At 72.1% G+C, this 20,925-nt stretch carries 22 protein-coding genes; 9 read left to right on the top strand and 13 right to left on the bottom strand.

Annotated features, from left to right (window positions below):
• The first annotated feature begins 8 nt into the window (after positions 1 to 8).
• Positions 9 to 644 (top strand): SHOCT domain-containing protein, encoded by a 636-nt coding sequence (locus ASE01_RS04745; RefSeq protein ID WP_157537099.1) that lies wholly within the window; start codon positions 9 to 11, stop codon positions 642 to 644.
• A gap of 186 nt (positions 645 to 830) precedes the next feature.
• Complete coding sequence (locus ASE01_RS04750) at positions 831 to 2,471, top strand: ATP-binding cassette domain-containing protein (RefSeq protein WP_056749339.1); 1,641 nt, start codon at positions 831 to 833, stop codon at positions 2,469 to 2,471.
• A gap of 243 nt (positions 2,472 to 2,714) precedes the next feature.
• Here ASE01_RS04750 and ASE01_RS04755 read toward each other — a convergent pair whose 3' ends face one another.
• From ASE01_RS04755 to ASE01_RS04775, 5 genes are read right to left on the bottom strand one after another with little or no spacing between them, the layout of a single operon-like run.
• Positions 2,715 to 4,238, bottom strand: a complete 1,524-nt coding sequence (locus ASE01_RS04755) for a flavin-containing monooxygenase (RefSeq protein WP_056748990.1) — start codon at positions 4,236 to 4,238, stop codon at positions 2,715 to 2,717.
• Positions 4,235 to 4,744, bottom strand: coding sequence for a hypothetical protein (locus ASE01_RS04760; protein ID WP_056748992.1), 510 nt, complete (start codon positions 4,742 to 4,744; stop codon positions 4,235 to 4,237). Before ASE01_RS04760 ends, ASE01_RS04755 begins: the two co-directional genes overlap by 4 nt.
• Positions 4,741 to 5,682 (bottom strand): ferritin-like domain-containing protein, encoded by a 942-nt coding sequence (locus ASE01_RS04765; RefSeq protein ID WP_056748993.1) that lies wholly within the window; start codon positions 5,680 to 5,682, stop codon positions 4,741 to 4,743. The genes ASE01_RS04760 and ASE01_RS04765 overlap by 4 nt, the downstream gene beginning before the upstream one ends.
• Positions 5,679 to 6,563 carry an SDR family NAD(P)-dependent oxidoreductase gene (locus ASE01_RS04770; RefSeq protein WP_082605822.1) on the bottom strand — a complete coding sequence of 295 codons (885 nt, stop codon included), beginning with the start codon at positions 6,561 to 6,563 and terminating at the stop codon, positions 5,679 to 5,681. The genes ASE01_RS04765 and ASE01_RS04770 overlap by 4 nt, the downstream gene beginning before the upstream one ends.
• A complete protein-coding gene (locus ASE01_RS04775; protein WP_056748995.1) occupies positions 6,563 to 7,573 on the bottom strand; it encodes an alpha/beta hydrolase in 1,011 nt (336 codons plus the stop codon). Before ASE01_RS04775 ends, ASE01_RS04770 begins: the two co-directional genes overlap by 1 nt.
• Positions 7,574 to 7,618: 45 nt before the next feature.
• On the opposite strand from ASE01_RS04775, the gene ASE01_RS04780 reads away from it, so the two are divergent.
• Entirely contained in the window at positions 7,619 to 8,260 is a 642-nt protein-coding gene (locus ASE01_RS04780) for a TetR/AcrR family transcriptional regulator (protein WP_056748997.1), read from the top strand.
• 73 nt (positions 8,261 to 8,333) lie between these two features.
• A complete protein-coding gene (locus ASE01_RS04785; protein ID WP_056748999.1) occupies positions 8,334 to 9,458 on the top strand; it encodes a hypothetical protein in 1,125 nt (374 codons plus the stop codon).
• Positions 9,459 to 9,471: 13 nt separating this feature from the next.
• Here the strand turns inward: ASE01_RS04785 and ASE01_RS24285 are convergent, their stop codons facing one another.
• Complete coding sequence (locus ASE01_RS24285) at positions 9,472 to 10,059, bottom strand: RNA polymerase sigma factor (protein WP_235535866.1); 588 nt, start codon at positions 10,057 to 10,059, stop codon at positions 9,472 to 9,474.
• Between the two features lie 42 nt (positions 10,060 to 10,101).
• On the opposite strand from ASE01_RS24285, the gene ASE01_RS23860 reads away from it, so the two are divergent.
• Both ASE01_RS23860 and ASE01_RS04800 read left to right on the top strand, forming a co-directional pair.
• A complete protein-coding gene (locus ASE01_RS23860) occupies positions 10,102 to 11,082 on the top strand; it encodes a serine/threonine-protein kinase (RefSeq protein ID WP_162260267.1) in 981 nt (326 codons plus the stop codon).
• Between the two features lie 25 nt (positions 11,083 to 11,107).
• Complete coding sequence (locus tag ASE01_RS04800) at positions 11,108 to 12,283, top strand: acyl-CoA dehydrogenase family protein (protein WP_056749002.1); 1,176 nt, start codon at positions 11,108 to 11,110, stop codon at positions 12,281 to 12,283.
• Here the strand turns inward: ASE01_RS04800 and ASE01_RS25485 are convergent.
• The 3 genes from ASE01_RS25485 to ASE01_RS04815 form a co-directional block, all read right to left on the bottom strand.
• Positions 12,261 to 13,556 (bottom strand): hypothetical protein, encoded by a 1,296-nt coding sequence (locus ASE01_RS25485; RefSeq protein WP_157537101.1) that lies wholly within the window; start codon positions 13,554 to 13,556, stop codon positions 12,261 to 12,263. The genes ASE01_RS04800 and ASE01_RS25485 overlap by 23 nt on opposite strands.
• A gap of 64 nt (positions 13,557 to 13,620) precedes the next feature.
• Positions 13,621 to 14,463, bottom strand: coding sequence for a putative protein N(5)-glutamine methyltransferase (locus ASE01_RS04810; protein ID WP_082605824.1), 843 nt, complete (start codon positions 14,461 to 14,463; stop codon positions 13,621 to 13,623).
• A 31-nt stretch (positions 14,464 to 14,494) separates the two neighbouring features.
• The gene (locus tag ASE01_RS04815; protein ID WP_056749005.1) at positions 14,495 to 14,725 is read right to left on the bottom strand and encodes a PspC domain-containing protein; all 231 of its coding nucleotides are present in this window, start codon (positions 14,723 to 14,725) and stop codon (positions 14,495 to 14,497) included.
• Positions 14,726 to 14,854: 129 nt separating this feature from the next.
• On the opposite strand from ASE01_RS04815, the gene ASE01_RS04820 reads away from it, so the two are divergent.
• Together ASE01_RS04820 and ASE01_RS04825 are read left to right on the top strand one after the other, a co-directional pair.
• Positions 14,855 to 15,652, top strand: a complete 798-nt coding sequence (locus ASE01_RS04820; protein WP_056749341.1) for a glycerophosphodiester phosphodiesterase — start codon at positions 14,855 to 14,857, stop codon at positions 15,650 to 15,652.
• 9 nt (positions 15,653 to 15,661) lie between these two features.
• Positions 15,662 to 16,597, top strand: coding sequence for a DUF5926 family protein (locus tag ASE01_RS04825; RefSeq protein WP_056749008.1), 936 nt, complete (start codon positions 15,662 to 15,664; stop codon positions 16,595 to 16,597).
• Positions 16,598 to 16,763: 166 nt separating this feature from the next.
• On the opposite strand, the gene ASE01_RS04830 is transcribed toward ASE01_RS04825, so the two are convergent.
• The 4 genes from ASE01_RS04830 to ASE01_RS04845 all read right to left on the bottom strand — a co-directional run bounded on the left by ASE01_RS04830 (position 16,764) and on the right by ASE01_RS04845 (position 20,413).
• On the bottom strand, positions 16,764 to 17,789 hold the full coding sequence (locus ASE01_RS04830) for an adenylate/guanylate cyclase domain-containing protein (RefSeq protein WP_235535867.1): 1,026 nt from the start codon (positions 17,787 to 17,789) through the stop codon (positions 16,764 to 16,766).
• Between the two features lie 6 nt (positions 17,790 to 17,795).
• Positions 17,796 to 18,170 carry a Crp/Fnr family transcriptional regulator gene (locus tag ASE01_RS04835; RefSeq protein ID WP_056749009.1) on the bottom strand — a complete coding sequence of 125 codons (375 nt, stop codon included), beginning with the start codon at positions 18,168 to 18,170 and terminating at the stop codon, positions 17,796 to 17,798.
• Between the two features lie 138 nt (positions 18,171 to 18,308).
• Positions 18,309 to 19,550, bottom strand: coding sequence for an arginine deiminase (locus ASE01_RS04840; RefSeq protein WP_056749011.1), 1,242 nt, complete (start codon positions 19,548 to 19,550; stop codon positions 18,309 to 18,311).
• Positions 19,551 to 19,582: 32 nt separating this feature from the next.
• On the bottom strand, positions 19,583 to 20,413 hold the full coding sequence (locus tag ASE01_RS04845) for a prephenate dehydratase (RefSeq protein WP_056749012.1): 831 nt from the start codon (positions 20,411 to 20,413) through the stop codon (positions 19,583 to 19,585).
• An 81-nt stretch (positions 20,414 to 20,494) separates the two neighbouring features.
• Here ASE01_RS04845 and ASE01_RS04850 point away from each other — a divergent pair, with 81 nt between their 5' ends.
• Entirely contained in the window at positions 20,495 to 20,893 is a 399-nt protein-coding gene (locus tag ASE01_RS04850; protein WP_056749013.1) for a DUF4446 family protein, read from the top strand.
• Positions 20,894 to 20,925 lie beyond the last annotated feature (32 nt).

Here is a 20,925-nt window from a genome sequence, read left to right on the forward strand (position 1 = left end):
CTGTGCCCGTGACCGTCAGCTCCAGGGCCGAGTCGAGCCCGCCGTCGTACGTTGGCAGCGTGCTGCCGGCGATCCTGTTCATGCTCGTGGCGGGAGTCGTCGGGCCGATCTTCCTGGTGATGGGCTTCGTCGTCGACGAACCCGACACCGGGTGGTTGCTGCCGACGGGCCTGGGGATCACGGTCCTGGACGTCCTGATCGGCTTTCTCGTGGGCCGTGGTCGCTACCGTGCCAAGGCCAGGATGCACCAGCTGCGTGCGGTCGGTCGTCCGGCCCGGGCGCAGGTGCTCTCCTTCGAGGAGACGGGCGTGCAGATCAACGACCAGCCGGTTCTCGTCATCCAGATGCGCCTGCACGGCGGTGACTTCACGCCCTTCGAGGTCCAGGCCCGCCAGGCGGTCTCCAACGTCCGGATCCCGCTGCTGCACGCGGGCGAGCTCCCCGTCCTGATCGACCCCGAGACGATGGAGTGGGAGATCGACTGGGACTCGGCGAAGCTCGCCACGCCGTCCACGCTCGCACCTCCTGCCGACCAGCGCTCGTCCGCCGAGCGGCTGGCCGAGCTCGACGACCTGCTGCACCGCGACCTGCTCAGTCGCGAGGAGTACGACGAGACGCGGGCCCGCATCCTCGACGGGCTCTGACGCCCACCGCTGCTGACCGCTGCTGACGGCCCGGGCAGCTGCCGGCGGAAATCGTTCGCGCCGACCCGAGTCAGCGACGTACGCTGGTCCCATCATGCTGATCGACGCCTGAACCCGACTCGCGCCCGTGGCCGTCCTCGTGACGTCGTGCCCGGCGAGTCCACCGCCTCCGTCGAAGGTCTCGTCATGTCAGCAGCGTTCTCCCCGGTCGTCGTCCGCGACCTCACCCTCGCCTTCGGCCGCCGTACCGTCCTGGACGGCGTCGACCTCATCGCCCAGCCGGGGCGCCGGATCGGCCTGATCGGCGAGAACGGCGCCGGGAAGTCGTCGCTGCTCCGCGCGGTCGACGGCTCCCTGCCGCGCACGGCCCACGTCACCGGCTCGATCGATGCCCCGGCGGATCGAGCGTTCCTCACGCAGGAGCCGCCGTTCGCGGACGGCGACACGATCGCCGACGTCCTCGCCACCACGCTGGCCCCGCTCCGGGCGGCGGTCGGCGCGGTCGAGTCGTTGGCGGACCGGCTCGGCGACCCGGTCGTGGCCGACGACTACGCCCGTGCGCTGGAACACGCCCTGGCCCACGACGCGTGGGATGCGGACCGCCGCGCGCTCCTCGCCGCCGAGCAGCTCGGGCTGGACGGCCTCGAACCGACCCGCCCCGTCGGCAGCCTGTCGGGCGGCCAGCGGACCAGGCTGGCGCTCGCCACCCTGATGACCCGGCGACCGACCTGCCTGCTGCTCGACGAGCCCACCAACCACCTGGACGACGGTGCCGTCGCGCTGCTGGTCGCCTTCCTGCGCGACCTGCCGGGCGTCGTACTCCTCACCAGTCACGACCGCGTGTTCCTCGACGAGGTCTGCACCGACCTGGTCGACCTCGACCCGGTGGGTGGCGGCACCGACGGCCGCGGCGGTCGGCGGTACGGCGGCGGATGGACCGCCTACAGCGCCGAGCGGGATGCCGCGCGGCGCCGGTGGGAGGAGACCTGGGTCGTGCAGCAGGAGGAGCTGGACCGCCTGCGCGCCGCGACCCGGATCGAGAAGAGCGCGATCGCACCGGGCCGCGGTCCCCGCGACAACGACAAGTTCATCCACGCCTTCAAGGGGCAGAACGTCGACCGCACCCTGGCCCGCCGCAAGCGGGACGCCGAGCGGCGCCTCGACGAGGCCGAGCGCACCCAGGTGCCCAAGCCCCCGACCCCGCTGCGGCTCTCGACCGAGGTGACCGGGGCCGGGGCCGCGTCGCTCGGCCTCGGGCGTGCGGTCACCGTGCGCGACCTGGTCGTCGAGTCTCGCCTGGCGGTGCCCGCGCTCGACCTCGAGGCGGGTGGCCACCTGCTGGTGACCGGCCCCAACGGTTCGGGAAAGTCGACGCTGCTCGGCGTCCTGTCCGGCCGGCTCGTGCCGACCTCGGGGACCGTGCAGGTCGGTGCCCGCCGGGTGGTCGAACTGACCCAGGACCCGGTGTTCCCCGACCTGACCGCTCCGGCCGCGGCAACCTATGCGGCGCTGGTCGGTGCCGAGCTCGCCGAGCAGCGACCGCTGCGCAGCCTGGGTCTGCTCCACCCGCGCGAGCACGCCAAGCCCGTCGTACTCCTCTCCGTGGGCCAACGCCGCCGCCTCGCCCTGGCCGTCGCGGTCGCGACCGCCCCCGACCTGCTGCTCCTCGACGAGCCGACCAACCACCTCTCGCTGGCCCTGGTCGGCGAGCTCGAGGAGGCGATCGGCCGCAGCGCCGGGACGGTCGTCGTCGCCTCCCACGACCGCTGGCTCCGGCGGCGGTGGGACGGCTCCGCGCTGGCGCTCGGCCTCGGACCTGGCTTGTAACTACGTGTTCGTGCGCAGAAACACGTGTCACAGCACCCGGGTAGCTGCAACAGCACCCGGGTAGCGGCCGCGAGGTCGGCCGAATCCGCCCGTGTCGGTTGCGCAGGTCCACGCGCCACGGCAGCGTCATGTGCCGACGTGACCCGATCACCTACCCGGGTGCTGTTGCACCTACCCGGGTGCTGCGACAGGGCGAAACCAACACGAACACGTAGTTACAAGCGTGCTGGGGCCCGGAGCCGTTCAGGCGGTGAACTCGTAGGCGTCGAGCGGGTAGCGCCTGGCGGCCCACATGGTCTCCAGCGTCGTCGCGGGCCGGAACGGTACGTCGCCGTTGACGTCGAAGTAGTAGCTGTTGGCCACTCCGCACGACTCCTGGAAGAACACCTGGTTGCCGCGGCGACCGAGCGCGGAGGCGAGGTAGTCGGCGTTCGCCTCGGCGGTGACCTCGACGCGGGTGGCGCCGTCCTTGCGCGCCTTGCGCAGCGCCCGCACGATGTGGGCGCTCTGGGTCTCGATCAGGTTGAAGTACGACGAGCCGTTGTAGCCGTACGGCCCCAGGATCGTGAAGAAGTTCGGGAACCCCGGGACGCTGACGCCCTGGTAGGCCTGGAAGCGGTTCTCCTCCCACCACTTCTCCAGGTCGAGCCCGTTCGCGCCGCGCACGGTGAACGGCGGCATGTTGCCCTTCTCGAACACCTTGAAGCCGGTCGCGAGCACCAGCACGTCAGCGGTGTGCTCGGTGCCGTCGACGGTGCGGACCCCGGTGGGGGTGACCTCCGAGATCGAGGTGGTCTCCAGGGTCACGTCGTCGCGGTTGAAGGTCGGCAGGTAGGCGTTGGAGAAGCTCGGACGCTTGCAGCCCAGGGCGTACGCCGGCGTGAGCTTCGCCCGCGTGCGGGGGTCCTTCACGGCCTGGCGCAGGTGGGTGTGCCCGATGCGCTCGCCCACGGCCGCCACGGGCACCAGGCCGGCGAAGTGGGCGGCGACCGGGAAGGTCAGCTCGACGAAGGCCTGGCTCGCCAGACGCGAGACGCGGCGGGCGCCGGGGACGGACCGCAGCGCGGCCCGGGCGAGACCGGGCAGGGGAGCGTCGGGCTTCGGCAGGCACCAGATCGGGGTGCGCTGGAAGACGGTGAGGTGCTCGGCGGTGCGCGCGAGGTGCGGGATCGCCTGCACCGCTGAGGCGCCGGTTCCGATGATCGCGACCCGGCGCCCGGTGAGGTCGACGGTGTGGTCCCAGCGCGCGGTGTGCATCACGGTGCCGGTGTAGTCGGGCAGGCCGTCGATGTCGGGCAGCTTCGGCTGGGTGAGGACACCCGTCGCGCTGACGACGTGGCGGGCGGTGATCGGGTCGCTGCCGTCGATCTCCAGGCGCCACAGGTGCGCGACGTCGTCGAAGGCAGCGCCGGTGACGGTGGTGCGCAACCGGGTGCGGCGGCGTACGTCGTACTTGTCGACGCAGTGCTCGGCGTAGGCCTTGAGCTCGCGGCCGGGCGCGTAGACACGCGACCAGCCGGCGACCTGCTCGAAGGAGAACTGGTAGCTGAAGGACGGGATGTCGACGGCCACGCCGGGATAGGTGTTCCAGTGCCAGGCGCCGCCGAGGCCGTCGCCGGCCTCGAGCAGGAGGTAGTCGGTGAAGCCGGCGCGGTCGAGCAGGATCGCGGCGCCGATCCCGGAGAAGCCTCCGCCGATGATGACGACCTCGTGGTGCGGCTGTTCGGGGGCGCTGACCAGTTCGGTCGCTTCGGTCGGGCTGCTCATGCGCAGGATTCCTCTCGCTGGGCGGGGATGGAGGGGGCGGCGTGCACGGAAGCGGCGCCGAGGATCACGCAGTCGACGTGGTGCTCGATGCCTTCGGCGCTGCGAACGCCCTCGGGCACGAACGCATAGATCGGCCACGAGATCAGCGTGCAGCCGTCCTGCTGGAGCGCGGCGTAGTAGCGGCCGTCGACGCGTGGCCGCCGGGTGTTGAAGCGGCCGTCGGGGGTGAGCCGGCGCCGGATCCACGGGTCCTTCACCGCGAGACGCAGGTGCAGCCGGGCGGCCGGTCGGCGCAGCGGTCCGGGCAGCGGCACCGGCCACGGCACCAGCCAGTCCGGCTCCTCCTGGAACACCTTGACCTCGCGCGCGGTCCGGGCGACCTCCGGCACGATCACGGCCGCCTCACGGCCGGGGGCGAGCACCGCGACGCTCATGCCGGTGAAGGCGCGGCCCCGCCACTCGTCGGCGCGCAGCAGCAGCCCGGCGTACTCCTCGGTTCCGGTCATGACGCGATCGGCTCGTGCGTCAGTTCCTCGACCCAGGCCTGCGGCTTGCCGAGCACCTTGGCCGGGATGAACGAGGTCAGCCTGACCATCGGGTCGGCGAGGAGACGGTGGTACGGCGAGGTCCGGTCGATCACCATCGCTGCCTGTGCCCGGAGCACGTGGTAGGCCGGGATGCGGCTGGTGTAGTCGCCGCGTGAACCGATCGTCGTGAAGCGCTTCACCGCGTTGTAGAGCTTCTGCTCGGGCAGCCCCATCGCCACGATGTTGTCGCGCATCTTGTTGATCAACGGGGTGAACACGACGATCAGGCCGAGCACGACCTGCGGCTGGAGCAGCGCGATCGACTCGATGAGCAGCTTGTGCAGCGGGCCCGCACCGATCAGCTCGAGCACCTTGAAGTCGACGGTGATGTGGCGTGCCTCGTCGGAGTTGATGTGGCGGAACACCTCGTGGCAGACGGGATCGGAGACCTCGTCGAGCAGGAACTTCACCAGCGCACCGTCGAGGGCGCACTCCAGCAGGGGGATCAGGGTGGCCAGTCCCGTCAGCGGCAGCGTGTCGCCGTAGTCGTCGAGGACCTTGATGGCGAGCTTGACGTTGATGTTCGGCTCGGGTGCCTTGCCGTCCTCGCCGAGCATGCCCCAGCGCTTCATCAGCGCGAGCTCGGCGTTGGCGTGCTTCTGCTCCTCGGCGTGGAAGTACTCGTAGATCCGCTTGATCGTGGGGGTCGGTGCCTTCTTCGCCAGGGAGGCGAACCCGCGCGCCCCGACGTGCTCGATCCACACCAGGTCGGCCATGAAGGGCTGCATCTTGGCGCGCAGCTCGTCGGTCATGGTCTCGGCGCCGGGAGCGTCCCAGTCGATGTCGGCGAGCGACCACTGCTTGTCCTTGATGGTCTGCAGCATCGCGTCGAAGTCGTAGTCGAAGGTGGTGCTCATCGGGTCGCCCCTGTCTGGTCGGTCTGGTCTGTCTGGTCGGTCTGGTGTGCCGGTGTGGTCGGTTCGGCGTCGGGGACGAACCGTCCCAGCAGGCCGGCTGCGCGGGTGTACGGCGCAGGCAGGAGCCGCTTGGTGCGCCACAGCAGCTGCGCGTCGAGCTGCGGGACGACGTACAGACGGCCCTTGTCGTGGGCGTCGAGGGTCGTGCGGGCGACCCGGTCGGCCGAGAAGCCCGCGATGCCGGCGATCCGGCGGGCGAGACCGGCCGCGCCGGGGTCGATCAGGTCGCCGTCGAAGATGTTCGTCTTCACGAAGGTCGGGCAGAGCACCGTCACTGCGACGCCGGTGCCGGTGAGCTCGGCGGCGAGGGTCTCGGAGAGGCTGACCACGCCGGCCTTGCTGACGTTGTAGGCCGCCATCCGTGGTGCTGCGGTGAACCCCGCGGCGGAGGCGACGTTGATGATGCCGCCACGTCCGGCTGCCCGCAGCGTCGGCACGAACACGTGGCAGCCGTTGATCACGCCCCACAGGTTGATGCCGAGGGTGCGCTGCCACTCGGACATCGGCGCCTCGCCGACGACCTTGCCGCCGGCACCGATCCCGGCGTTGTTCACGACCAGGTGGGGTGGCCGGTCGAGCCAGTCGAGCGCGGTGTCGTGCAGGGCCTGGACCTGGGCGAGGTCGGCGACATCGCAGTCGACGGCCAGTGCCTCGCCGCCGGCAGCCTCGATCGCGGCGACGGTCTCCTTGGCGCCCACGTCGTCGACGTCGGCCACCACGACCCGGCCACCGCGACGAGCGATCTCGCGGGCGACGGCGCGGCCGATGCCGCTCCCCGCGCCGGTCACCACTGCGTCCGCATTCTTCGTACGTCGTGCCATCACGCCTCCTGAGCGGTGGGGACGAGGGTCAACGCGCTGCGACGGCGCTGGACCTCGAGCTGGTCGTCGATGAACCCGGCGGCGGTGTCCAGTGCCCGGTCGGCCTCGGGAACCACCCGCGTCAGTGCCTGGAAGACGTGCATCTGGTCGGGCCAGACCTCGAGCTGACAACTCGCTCCGGCGGACTCCAGGCCGCGAGCGAGCTCGATCGCGTCGGCCGCGAGCATCTCCCGGCCCCCGGCCTGCACGAGCGTCGCGGGGAACCGGTCGGCGCCGGAGAAGGAGAAGCTCAGTCGCGGTGCCGTGCGGTCGTGGCCGTCGATGTAGAGGTCGAGCAGGCGGGCCGCACGGGCGGCGGAGATCATCGGGTCGGGTCGCATCCGTTCGCGAGCCGCTGCCAGTGACATCGACAGGTCGAGCACGGGGGAGAACGCGATGAGTGCCGCCGGGGGAGTGCGGTCCTCCCGGATCAGCTCGAGGGCGAGGTCGACCGCGAGGTGACCGCCGGCCGAGTCGCCGGCGAGCACGATCCGGGCCGGGTCGTGGCCCTCGCCGATCAGCCACTCGTAGGCCGCACGGACGTCGTCGGCCGCGGCGGGGAAGCGGTGCCCGGGCGCGAGTCGGTAGTCGCAGGCGAACACCGGGAGGCCGGTCTTCGCCGACAGCCGGGTCGTGATCCCGCGGTGGGTGCGGGCCGAGCAGATCGTGAAGGCGCTGCCGTGGACGTAGAGGATCACGCCGTCCTCGCGCTCGGCGCCGGGTCCACGGACCCACTCGCCGCGGGGCGTCGGGCCGGTGCCGAGCGGTGGCGCGACCCGCACCACGCGGCTACCGCGCAGCGGCGGCCCGAAGACGGCGAGGCTGTGGGCGACGAGGTGGCGCGCGAAGCGCACCCCTCGCCGGTTGGCCGGGATGAAGGCCGTGAGCGGACGCAGCGTGCGCGAGGTGGTCTCGGCAGCGAGTCGGCTGCGGACCGAGCCCCGGTGCGGACCCGAATTCTGAAGGCGCATGCCCTCACATTGCATTCTGAGGGCACATGCCGTCAAGATGTTCGGGTGGAAAGTTCCGCACCCGCCCCGCGCCGCCGGTATGCCGGCAAGACGGCCGACCAGCGCCGCCGCGAACGTCGCGACGCCCTGGTCACGGCCGCGCTCGACATCTGGCAGGAGAGCGGCTGGGCGGCCGTCACGATGCGCGGCGTCTGCGCGCGCGCCACGCTGACGGACCGGTACTTCTACGAGAACTTCGCCGACCGCGACGCCCTCCTGGCCACGCTCTGGGACCAGATGCGCGACGAGACCCTGCAGATGCTGCTCGACGCCATCACGCCGTACGCCGACCAGGGGCCCCTCGACCAGCTGCGGGCCGCGCTGTTCGCCGTCGTCCACCATGTCGGCGACGAGCCCCAGCGAGCGCAGATCGTGTTCGGGGACCACGCCGGCAGTGCGGTGCTCGAACAGCGGCGCCGCGAGACGATCCAGATGGCCGTCGCGCTGCTGATCGAGCTGGCCCGCCCGCACCTGCGCGACGACATCGACGAGGTGGCCTTCCGGGTCAACGTCCTGATGGGCATCGGCGGCTTCGTCGAGACCATGCTCGCCTGGCGCTCGGGACTGGTCGAGGCGGATGCCGACGCGCTCGTCGAGCACCTGACGGCCCTGGGTGCCGCTCTCGCGCCCGGGTTCCTCCAGAGTTGAGGCCGATCGCGGAGAACCAATCGCGGTTCCCGTGCATCACACCGGGCACGATCAACTCCGGGAGGAACTTGTCATGAGCCGCACCACTGTCGTCGCCCTTGCTGTTGCCGCTGTCGTCGGCACCACGGGCGGCATCGCCCTGGCCGTCACCACCGTCGGGACGCAGGAGGACAAGCGCCCGGCGGCTTCGGGCTCCACGCCGGCGACGCCGACCGGCGAGGAGAGCTCCGGTGAATCGAAGGACCCCGCCGACGCGCTGTTCTACTACGCCGACGGTGCGATCCACGACGGCAGCCAGAACGTTCCGGTCCCCACCGGGATCGCGGACTCCGACGTCCTCGAGCTGGCCCGGGTCGACGGCGGCTGGCTGGTCGTGGAGAACGGCACTGACAGCAGCGGCGACCCGCTCTTCACCGGGACCTTCGTGCCCGAGAAGGGCTCCGCGTGGCGCATCGGCGAGTGGCGGGGGAGCTTCGACCTCACCGCCGAGCGTGACCGGGTCCTCTACGGCAACGGGGTGAACTGGAAGGCCGCCGAGTTCGCCACCCGCAAGGCCACCCCGCTGGACGTGGTCGACGGGCCCGGTGAGGAGCTGGAGTTCATGACCAGGCCCGACATCGAGCCGGGCATCGCGATCACCGCGAGGGGCGTGCTCACGGGATGGCGGTCCAACGGTGAGACGCTGATCGTCCAGACCGAGACCGACCAGTGGTCGCACGAGCTCCTCGTCCTGCCGCGCACGGTCCAGGTGCCGCTGACCTCGGCCGACGGACGGTTCGCGATCGCGACCTACGACGACACCGAGCCGTCGTCGGAGGTGCCGGGCGCCGGTTGCCTGACGGGCGGGCGGATGGATGCGGTCGACCTCTGGTGGACCCACTGCGAGACCGGCCCGGCCTCGGCGGCGCCGTACTCACCGGACGGCGAGCAGGTCCTCGTCGGCCGCACCGTCACGGACGGTCCGGCACCCTCGGGGCTCGAGGTGATCGACGCGACCACCGGCAACCTGGTGCACGAGTTCGACCCGGGCAACTACCTGATCGGTGCCGAGTGGGCCGAGCAGGCCGACACGGTGTTCACCCTGACCGCCGAGGACAACTCCAACACGCAGTCGATCAGCCGGTGCGACGTCACGACCGGCGCCTGCGCGAAGGTGGCCGAGGTCGAGGGCAATGTCGTCCTCGGTTCCGTCTCCTAGGCAGGCAGATCGGTCAGTCCTGGACGCGCAGGAGTGGCCGGATCGCCTGTCGGGCGTGGTGGATGCGGGACTTGATGGTGCCGAGCGGGGTGTCGAGCAGCCGGGCGATCTCGTTGTAGTCGAGCTCCTGGATGTCGCGCAGGACGAGCGGCTCGACCAGGTCGGGACTGCTGGCGGCGAGCACCTCCAGCGCCTCGAGCAGATCGAGGCGACTGCCGGCGATCACGCTGGTCGTGCGCGGATCGGCGTGCACCGGCAGCTCGTCGACGGCGACCTCGGAGGCGCGCCGCTTCAAGGAGCGGTACGTCGACCGGGCGCTGTTGGAGGCCACGGCGTGCAGCCACGTGGTGAACCTGCTCCGACCGGCGAAGGTGCCGATCTTGGTCGCGACCAGGAGCAGCGCGTCCTGCGTCGCCTCCTCGGCGTCCTGCGGGTGGAGCAGCATCCGCCCGCAGATGCGGCGTACCCGCGGCTGGATCGCGGCGAGCAGGTCCTCGAGCGCATCGCGGTCGCCAGCGGCGGCCCGCAGGGCGAGGGCGTCCAGCTGGTCGGCGTCGAGCGTGTCCATCGCGGTCCTCCCGAGGGCGACGAGGTCGGGCACGTCGACCCGGTGGCCGGCCGCCCGTCAGGCACAATACGCAGCGTGTCCCTGCCGGAACGTCTCGGGAGGCTTCGCCGGGTGGACCGGATCGGAGCCGGTGGTTTCGCGACCGTCTGGCTCTACCACGACGACGAGCTCGACTCGCCCGTCGCGGTGAAGGCCCTCGCCGACAACTGGGCGCAGCGCGAGGACGTCTGTGAGCGCTTCCTCGAGGAGGCCCGGATCCTGCGGCGCGCGGACTCCGACCACGTCGTGCGGGTCTACGACATCGGTGCCGTCGACGGCACCCCCTACTTCGTCATGTCGTACGCCGACCGCGGCTCGCTCGCAGACCTGCTGGAGCCCGGCGTCCCGCTCCCCGCGGCCCGGGCGGTCGACCTGCTCGCCCAGGCCGGTGACGGGCTCGCCGTGCTGCACCGCCACGGCGTGATCCATCGCGACGTGAAGCCGCAGAACCTGCTGATCCGCTCCACCCCCGACGGTGGGGAGCGGGTGATGGTCGCCGACCTCGGGGTCGCGAAGGCGATGCTGCACGCGAGCGGCCTCACCCAGGTGGTCGGCACCCCGGCGTACATGGCGCCCGAGCAGGCGATCGGGATCGGCCTCGACCTCCGCGCCGACGTCCACGCGCTCGGCGCGGTCGGCTACCACCTGATGACCGGTCGACTCGTGCGCGACGGCGGGATCGGTTCGCTCGCCGTCCCGAGTCTGCCGCCCGCGCCGTCGACGGTGGCCGCCGTGGCGCCGGCCTTCGATGAGGTCCTGCTCCGCTCGCTCGCTCCGGCGCCGGAGGACCGGTGGCCCGACGTACCCACGTTCGTCGACGCGTTGCGCGCGGCCGAACGGGACGCTGCCTCGGTCGCCGGACCAGTGCGGACCGCCGGGCGCAGTCACGCAGGGCCCAGTCACGCCGGGCCCGGTCGTGCCGCCGGGGCACGCCTGCTGCCGGTGCTGCTGCTGTCGCTGCTGGTCCTGGCCCTCACCTTCGGTGTGGCCTACGGAGTGACGGCCTACGTCCGCTGATCCGACAGAGCGCACAGGAGGATCGATGACCTACCCCGGCAACCCGGACGTCCCCGACGACGTCTTCGCCGACATCCGCGGTCAGGTGGCCGACTTCGTGCGCACCCGGGTCGTCCCGCGGGAGCGGGAGATCATGGACGCCGATGCGGTCCCCTCCGACCTGCGCGACCAGCTCGCGGCGATGGGGATGTTCGGCTACGCCATCCCGCAGGAGTGGGGCGGACTCGGCCTCGACCTCGTCCAGGACGTCGAGCTCGCGATGGAGCTCGGCTACACCTCGCTGGCGGTGCGGTCGATGTTCGGGACGAACAACGGGATCGCCGGCCAGGTGCTGGTCGGCTTCGGTACCGACGAGCAGCGGAGGCGCTGGCTGCCCGAGCTCGCCTCGGGTGAGGTGGTTGCCTCGTTCGCGCTGACCGAGCCGGGAGCCGGCTCCAACCCGGCGGGCCTGCGAACGACGGCCACGGCTGACGGCGAGGGCTGGGTGATCGAGGGTGGCAAGCAGTTCATCACCAACGCCCCGGATGCCGGACTCTTCGTCGTCTTCGCGCGGCTCCGCCCCGCGCCGGCGCAGGGCGTCGGCATCGCGGTCTTCCTCGTGCCGGCCGACAGCGCAGGGGTGGAGGTCGGCCCGAAGGACGCCAAGATGGGTCACGAGGGTTCGGGCACCGCCGAGGTCACCTTCAGGGGCGTGCGGGTCGGTCCGGAGGCGCTGGTCGGCGGGGACGCCGAGGCCGGGTACCGCGCCGCGCTCACCTCCCTGGCCAGGGGCCGCGTGCACATCGCGGCCCTGGCGGTCGGCTGTGCGCAGCGCGCACTGGACGAGTCGGTGGCGCACGCGGCGAGCGCCACGCAGGGCGGCACGGTCATCGGCGACTTCCAGCTCGTGCAAGCGATGCTGGCCGACCAGCTCATCGGCCTGGAGGCCGGACGATCGCTCGTGCGGGACACTGCGCGTCGCTACGTCACCGGGGAGGACAGGCGGGTCGGGCCCAGTGCCGCGAAGGTCTTCTGCACCGAGATGGCCGGACGGTGTGCGGATCTCGCGGTCCAGGTGCACGGCGGTTCGGGCTACCTGCGCGGGGTCGCGGTCGAGCGGATCTACCGCGACGTGCGGTTGCTGCGGTTGTACGAAGGCACCAGCGAGATCCAGCGGCTGATCATCGGTGGCGCGCTGGTCAGGGCTGCGAAGGAACGCTGACGTCGGTCCCGGGCTCGGTGGTGGGCTCGGTGGTGGGCTCGGTGGTGGGCTCGGTCCCGGGCGGGACCGGGCAGGTGGGCTCGAGCGGACCGGTGCCGTCGGGATCGAGCGGCTCGCCGGTCGGCTCCGTCGGGTCAGCGGGTTCGGTCGGGTCAGCGGGTTCGGTCGGGTCGGTCGGGTCAGCGGGTTCGGTCGGGTCGGTCGGGTCATCGGGTTGCGTCGGGCAGGTCCACGGACCGCGTCCCTCGTCGTCGCCCGGTCCGGACGGACGCGGTGCCTGGGGCGTGGGCACCGGTGCGGGTCGGGCCGTGGCGTGCGGCTCCGGGCGCGGCTCGGGTGCCGTGCCGGGGCCGCGGCCCTTGTTCCGGGCGCGGGTGGGCCGGACGTCCGGGGACCCGTCCCCGAGGCTGCCGACGGGTACGACGACCGGGGCGTCCCCGATGGTGAGCAGGCCGCCCGGGGGCTCCTCGCCGGCGAAGCGCTCCGCGATCGCCCGGACGACGCCCTCGGCGCGGGCATCGGGACGGGCCGTGGCCGCAGGGGCCGGGCTGCAGAGCAGGACGGCGGCGGCGAGGGTGGCGTCGTCGAGGTCCTGGGGGTCCCGCTTCCCGTCGTCGTCGGCGTCGACCCCGACGACCGACCAGGTCGCCGGCGGGATCATCATCGGCCCGGTGGCACGGTCGTGGAGCGGGTCGCCGTCGAGTCGGCCGCCGTCGGTGTCGGCGACCGGTGTCCCGTCGGCCGAGGTCAGGGGCGGACCGGCCAGCACGCGCACGCCCGGTCCGAGGGCGGTCGGTGCGTCCCGGCCGTGGTCGCTGGCGAGCAGCCCGATCGCGGCGAGGAGCGTCCACTCGATGGCGCAGTCGTCCTGCGCGCTCTGCAGGATCAGTGCGGCGCGCTGGTAGGCCGTCAGTGCGTCGGCGGGGATGTCACTGACGTGCGACCCGGCGACCTGTGCGGGCAGGACCGAGCCGGGTCCGAGCGCGAAGGCCGGCAGGCCGACGTACCCCTGGAGGGGGAGGGCGCTGGTGTCCCCGGCGCTGACCGTCGGCAGGGCGGGGTCGGCGGTGGGGCCCCGTCCGGGGGTGAGGATCGGTGCGGGCCTCAGGGGCGGGGTGGCGATCGGAGCGGCCTCGGGATCGATGCGTCCCGAGCCGGAGGTGAGGGTCGCGACGAGGACCATCCCGACGGCTCCGGCGGCGGCGCCGCGCAGGGCGTGGATCCAGGTCCGCTCTGCGATGGCAGGCGTTCTCCGTGGCGCTGTCGCCGTCACTCTCTCGTGCCCTTCGTCGTGCGGGCCCCATGGCGGACAGCGCGCTGCCCCGCAAGCTAGGAGGTTATCGCGGCCGGCGCGGGTCGGTCGAGGGAACGGCGTCGAAACGGGTGACGGATTCCGGACGTCGATCTGCCGCGGCCAGGCCGCTGACGACGGTGGCGTCCCGGAGCTCGTCGCGGTGGACCCGGGCGTGCAGTCCTGCGGCGCCGAACGTGTCGAGCGCTGCGACGACCTGCGCCTCCGACACCTCGCACACCACCGAGCCGCCGGTCCTCAGCCAGTACGGCGCGAGTGCGGCGACCCGGCGCAGCAGGTCCAGGCCGTCCGCCCCTCCGTCGACCGTGGCGAGTGGCTCGTGGTCACGGGACTCCGGCGGCATCAGGGCCACGGCGGCGCTGGGGACGTAGGGGACGTTCGCGAGGATCATGTCGACCTGCCCTCGAAGGTCCGTGGGCACGGGACCGGCGAGGTCGCCCAGGTGGGCGATGCCCCGCACGGGTGCGAGGTTGCGGGCGGCGCAGGCGGCGGCCGCCGGGTCGATGTCGGTGGCGTGCAGCAGGAGGCCGGGGCGGCGCCGGGCGAGGGCCAGACCGAGGGCGCCGCTCCCGCAGCACAGGTCGAGGACGATGCCGGCCCGCTCGTCGGCACGGGTGGAGAGCAGGGAGTGGGCGACCTCGACGAGGTACGCCGTGCGCTGTCGCGGCACGAAGACGCCCGGATCGATCGCGACCCGGTCGCCGTCGAAGGCGACCCAGCCGACGACGTACTCGAGGGGCTCTCCGGCGATCCTGCGCAGCACCAGCTCCTCGAGCCGGGGACCGGTCGCGGTCTCCTCCAGCACCGCGGCCTCCTCCTCGGCGAACACGCAGCCCGCGGTGCGCAGGCGTTCGACGAGGGTGGGCACCGGAGCAGCCTGTCAGATTTGGATCCCGGGATCAGGCCTCCGGCATCAGCCACCACCCTGCGACGTACAGCACGATGCCCGCGCCGAAGCCGAACACGACGGCGGCGACCAGCAGCAGCCGCACGATGGTGGCGTCGATGCCGAGGTGGTCGGCGATGCCGCCGCAGACCCCCGCGACCATGCGGTTGTTGCTGCGGCGGGTGAGCCGGCGGCCGGTGGTGGTGGTGGAACCGGGCGAGGAGTAGTTGTCGTAGTTGCTCATGACTCAACGGTGCCTCGCCAGCGCGGGCCACACATCGGGGATCGACCCCGGTTGGTCCCTGAGACGGCACTGATCTCGCCCCCGGTGGTGGGCGTGCCGACCCTGATCCCGGCCTGCCATGCTTGGACCATGCGGCCCCAGGTCGTCGCCCACCGCGGCGCCAGTCACGAGCTCGCCGAGCACACGCTCTCGGCCTACCGTGCAGCGCTCGACACGGGCGCCGGTGGCCTCGAGTGCGACGTGCGGCTCACCGCCGACGGGCACCTCGTCTGCGTGCACGACCGCGACCTGCGCCGTACGGCCGCCAACAGGGGCGTCGTGTCCAACATGGAGCTCGCCGACCTGTCCGAGCTGGACTTCGCAGCGTGGAAGAACCCGTGGGCCGACCTCGACGACGAGGCGCCTGACGAGGACGAGGACCTGCGCGGAGTGCTCACCCTGCGCAAGCTGCTCGAGACGGTCGCGGACTACGACCGCCGCGTCGAGGTGGCGATCGAGACCAAGCACCCGACGAGGTACGGCGGCCTCGTGGAGAAACGGCTGGTCGAGATGCTGCGCGACTTCGGCTGGGACCAGGCGGGTGCGCCCGTGCGGATCATGAGCTTCTCGTTCACCGCGTTGCAGCGCGTCGAGCGGTTGGCCCCCGAGGTGCAGCTGGTGCAGCTGTTCGACAAGCCCAACCAGTGGCCGATGCTGCGACGCGTGATCGGTCGCGACTGGACCGTGGGCCCGGGCATCAAGATCCTGCGCCAGCACCCCCGGTTGCGCGAGAGCCTGGTCCGCAGCGGACGCGACATCCACGTGTGGACGGTCAACAAGGAGAAGGACCTCGACGTCTGCCTCGAGCTCGGGGTGAAGGCCGTGATCAGCGACCGGCCCCGCTTCATGCTGGACCTGCTCGACGAACGCTTCGGCGGCGGCGAGTAGGTTTCGCGCATGGCGAAGAAGAACCGCACCAAGGCCCCTGCTGACACCGCCCCCGGCGAGGTCGGCCCGCGCCAGCCCTGCCCCTGTGGCTCCGGCAAGCGCTACAAGGCCTGTCACGGCGCCCCCGGCGGCGGCGACGTCTTCGTCAAGCGGCCCTTCGAGGGCCTCGCCTCCGAGTGCGACATCGTCGCGCTGCGCGAGCTCGTTCCCGCGGCGACCGCCGTACTCCCGCTCACGGGTGAGTACGCCGACCGCGTGGTCAAGCTCTGCACCCTCCTCCCGATGGCCGCGCCCGCACTGGTGCGCGAGTCCGGCGAGGTGTGGCTGGGCCTGCAGGTCCAGCACGCGTTCGGTGACCCCGCCCGCGACCTGGGTGCCGTGCTCCTCGAGGCGCTCGCCGCCGAGCCGGGTGCCGGGATGATCGGCCTGACCAGCACGCCCGGCACGGGCCCGCGTCTGCAGGACCTCGTCGCCGACGGCCCGCTCGCCGTCGAGGTGCACGAGGGCTTCGACTTCTGGGTCTCCGACATGGACGCCAGCTCCGAGCTCGCCCAGGCGCTGGAGGCTGCCGACGGCGCTGCCGCTCCGACCGCCCGCCTGACCGAGGTCACCGCCGCCTACTGGACCGCGATGGGCTCCAAGGAGCACCTGCGCTGGGTGATGCCCGAGCCCGAGGACGTGCTGCTCGACGCCCTCGCCCGCCTGCACGTCTCCGGCGACGACGTGATCGTCCCCGAGGCCCGCCTCGTCGGCATGTTCCGCGCCCACGGCCTGCTCGCCCCGGTCTGGGACCTCCCCGTCGGCACCGGCCCTGAGCCGCTCGAGGAGGCCGCGACGACGTTCAAGGCCAAGCTCGACGCCGCGCTCGCCGACACCTCCGAGCTCACCACCGAGCAGCGCTCCGCGCGCAGCGGCCTCGCCAACCGCCAGGTCACCATTCGCTGACGAAGTGCGTGGTTCTCTCCGCCGAAGTGCGTGGTTTTCTCCTGCGAAGTGCGGACTCCTCTCCGCCGAGATGCGCTGTCTGCTCCTCCCCGGAGGAGAAAGCCGCGCACCTGGACGGAGAAACCCGCGCACTTCGCGGGAGAAGACCACGCACTTCGCGCGCCACTCAGGACAGCTGCAGGACCCAGACCTTCAGTCGTGAGTAGCCCTTGACGGACACGCGGCGCAGGCGCCGGAAGCGGTACGCCGTGCCGCTGGTGTCGTCGTTGGCGTGCTCGTCATCCGCCTCCCCGGAGCGGCCGGAGAGCGCGTCGTACATCCCGAGGTCGATGAGCACCGAGCTCGGGCGGGCCACGGAGGTCAGCCGGGCGGCGATGTTGACCACCGGACCGAAGACGTCCCCGAGTCGGGTGACGACGTCGCCGTACGCGACTCCGGCGCGCACGGCGGGGAACGGGTCGGCGGGGTCGGCGCCGCGGCGGGTGAGCTCGAGGGCGATCTCGGCCATGGCCTCGGGGGAGTCGGCGACGATGAGCAGCTCGTCACCGATGTTCTTGATGATCCGACCGCCCCGGTCGACGGTGAGCTGCAGGACAGCGGCCTCGAACGACTCGAGCCATGCGACCAGCTCACGGTCCGAGAGGGTGCGGGAGCGGGAGGTGTAGCCGACGATGTCGACGAAGCAGACGGCCAGCGTGGTCGCTGCCCCCGACGACGACTCGGCGAGCATCCGGGAACCGGCGCTCAGCAGGTGGCGGCGCCAGGCGTAGGACTGGAGCTCCTCGACCCGCGGCATGATCTCGTCGGAGATCGCGAGCAGGCCGACGGTGGGATCGGCGCCCATCTCGCGGGCGACGTCGGCGAGCAGCGCGACCTGCCAGTCGGCGAGTCGGGCGAAGCTGCGGCCCCACGTGCGGACCAGGCCCTCCTGGCGTTCGGCGCTGAGCACGCCGAGCCGGATCAGGTCGCTGGCGAGCTCGAGGGCTCGCACGTCGGAGGTCGTGAAGGCGGCGGCGTCGTCGGGGACGCGAGCGAAGCCGAGCAGGTGCCACAGCTCGTTGGCCATGTCGACCGAGACGCCGGCCCGGTCGGCGACCTGCTGCTGGGTCAGGTGGGGAGCCTCGCCGAGCAGGTGCTGCTCGAGCGCACCGATGACCCCGCCGTCACCGGCGGGGTCCACGGGCTGGTTCACCCGATGTCAGCTGTCGGTGCCGAAGCGGGACTGCGCCACCTCGAGGAGAGCCTGGTGGAAGGTCGGCCACTCGGCGTCGAGGTCGCGGAGGATCTCGTCGGTGAGGTGGATCGTGTCGAGCGGGGTGAGCGCGACGATGGTCGCGGTGCGCAGGCGCTGGCCGACGATCGCGGCCTCGCCGACGATGTCGCCCGGGCCGAGCTGGGCGATCTCGGCGCCGTCCTTGCGCACCGACACCGTTCCCTCGAGCAGGATGTAGGCCTTGTCGGCCGGGGTGTCCTCCCAGATCGGGGACCAGCCCTCGGGGAGCCTCACACGGCGCCCCGTCGCGCTGATCCGCGCGATCTCCTGAGGCGTGAAGTGCTCGAAGAACGTTGCCATGCTGACCCTTTCGCTGTGCCGACGGCTGTCGACTCCCCATGCTTGTGCCGACCCTAGTCGGCCTGCCGCGCCCGCGGGAACGTCTGGCGCGACAACCGTTACAACGTGTCCGGATTAGCCGGGTTATCCGCAGGCCGCTCAGAGCGGATCGCGCGAGACCGGACAGCTCATGCAGCGGGGGCCTCCGCGTCCGGAGCCGAGCTCCGAGCCGGCGATCCGGATCACCTCGATGCCCTCCTCCTCGAGCCGTGCGTTGGTCCCGTCGTTGCGCTCGTAGGCGACCGCGACCCGGGGTGCGATGGCCAGGGTGTTGTTGCCGTCGTCCCACTGCTCGCGCTCGGCGGTGACCGGGTCGAGGCCGGTGTCGATGAGGTGCAGGGTGTCGATCTGCATCGCCTTCGCCGCCGCCACCAGGAAGGGCTCGGGCGGCGCGACCACCAGGTCGGGGGAGCCGGGTTCGCGGGCCGTCACGGCGTACGCCGTCAGCGTGTCCGCGACGTTGGGGTACATCACGACCTTGTCGACGTCGACCATGGTGCAGACGGTGTCGAGGTGCATGGTCGCCCGCTCCTGGGCGATCGGCACCGCCAGCACGGTCGTGGCCAGCCCGGCCGCGAACACCTGGCGGGCGAGCCGCTCGGCGCCGGCGGGCGTCGTACGCTCCCCGACCCCGACGGCCATCACGCCCGGCCCGAGGAGCAGGACGTCGCCGCCCTCGACGTGCTCCAGGTGGTGCCCGTGCAGCCGGCCGATCCCGGTGAAGCGCGGGTGGAAGTGGTAGATCAGCTCGGTCAGCTGGGTCTCCCGGCGGCGCGCGGGCATCGCGAGCGAGGTGATCGCGACGCGGTCGCGCAGCCAGAACGACGAGTCCCGCGTGAAGAGCAGGTTGGGGAGGGGCGCGACGAGGAAGGTCTCGTCAGCCAGCAGCGAGGTGACCAGGGTGCCGGTCGCCAGCCCGGCCCGGACCTCGTCGTTGCGCACGCCCGCGGTCAGCAGGTAGGTGAGCTCGTCGGGCGTGGCCGCGGCGAACATCGAGCGGAGGTGGGCCCGCACCGGGTCGCCGAGGTCGCGGCCGCTCATCCCGGTCAGCGTTGAGTCCGTGATCGCGGCCCGCGCGACGGGTTGCTCGAGGGTCTCGGTGAGCAGCTCGGTCAGGTAGAGCACCTCGACGTCGCGCTCGCGGAGCGCCGCGGCAAAGGCGTCGTGCTCCTCCTGCGCCCGGGCGACCCACGGGATGCCGTCGAAGAGCAGCCGGTCGTTGTTGCGCGGGGTGAGCCGCTGGAGCTCGGGTCCGGGCCGGTGCAGGAGCACCGAGCGCAGCCGCCCGACCTCGCTGTCCGCGCCGTGGGGAGCCGGGTGCGTCGCAGGGTGGGCCGCCATGACGACACCCTAGGCGTCGTACGGCGACCGCATCAGCCCCGGAAGGGGTCCGCGGGGTAGACGCCGAGCACCTTGATGTCGGTGGTGAAGAAGGTCAGCTCCTCCAGCGCCCGCTTGAGGTCCGGGTCGTCGGGGTGGCCGTCGACCTCGGCGAGGAACTGGGTCGCGGTGAAGTGGCCGCCGACCATGTAGCTCTCCAGCTTGGTCATGTTGATGCCGTTGGTGGCGAAGCCGCCGAGCGCCTTGTAGAGCGCGGCCGGGAGGTTGCGCACGTTGAAGACGAAGCTCGTCACGACCGGGCCGTTGCCCTGGGGTGCGGCGACGAAGTCGGGGGAGAGCAGCACGAACCGGGTGGTGTTGTGGTCCTCGTCCTCGATGTCCTCGCGGAGGATCTCCAGGCCGTAGATCTCGGCGGCCAGCGGCGGCGCGATCGCGGCCTGCGTCGGGTCGCCGGCCTCGGCGACCTCCCGGGCAGCGCCCGCGGTGTCGCCGGAGATCAGTGGGGTGAGGCCGAGCTCGCGGATCACCTTGCGGCACTGGCCCAGCGCGTGGACGTGGCTGTGGACCGTGCGGATCGTGTCGACGCTCGCGCCCGGGTTGACCATCAGGTGGAACTGGATGCGCAGGAAGTGCTCGGCGATGATGTGCAGTCCCGAGTCGGGCAGGAAGTGGTGGATGTCGGCCACGCGTCCGGCGATCGAGTTGTCGATCGGGATCAGCGCGAGATCGCAGTCGCCACTGGCCACCGCTGCGAAGACGTCCTCGAAGGACGCGCACGGCACGGCCTCGGCATCGGGGTAGTTCTGTTTGCACACGATGTGCGAGTTGGCGCCGGGTTCCCCCTGGTACGCGATGCGGGCCATGGCGCAAGGCTAGACCCCGGCGCGTGCGGCGCGTGCGGCGCGTGCGGGCCGGACGGGCCGTTGCTGATCTAGTGTCGACGCATGGCCATCGCTCTCGCGCTCCTCGCCCTGCTCGTGGCCGTGGCCGCCCTCGTGGTGGCGCTCCGCTCCGGCGCAGACCGCTCCCGGTCGGCGAGTGACGACCTGCCCGCCGACGCCGCCGGACTGCGGCGCGAGGTCGCTGCCCTGCGCGCCGAGGCGGCCGGTGCGCTGCGCCACCTGGCAGTGGTCCGCTACGACGCCTTCGACGAGATGGGAGGACGCCTCTCCTGGTCCCTCGCGCTGCTCGACGACGCCGGCAACGGCGTCGTCCTCACCTCGATCCGCGGCCGCAACGAGGCCCGCACCTATGCCAAGTCGATCAGCGACTGGGCCGGGGAGCAGGAGCTGTCACCCGAGGAGTCCGAGGCCGTCGCGCACGCGCGGCTCGCACGCACCTGAGGCGGGCGGCTGGCTGGATCAGGGCCGGCGCG

The organism is Nocardioides sp. Root190 (assembly GCF_001428565.1).
Taxonomy (GTDB): domain Bacteria; phylum Actinomycetota; class Actinomycetes; order Propionibacteriales; family Nocardioidaceae; genus Nocardioides.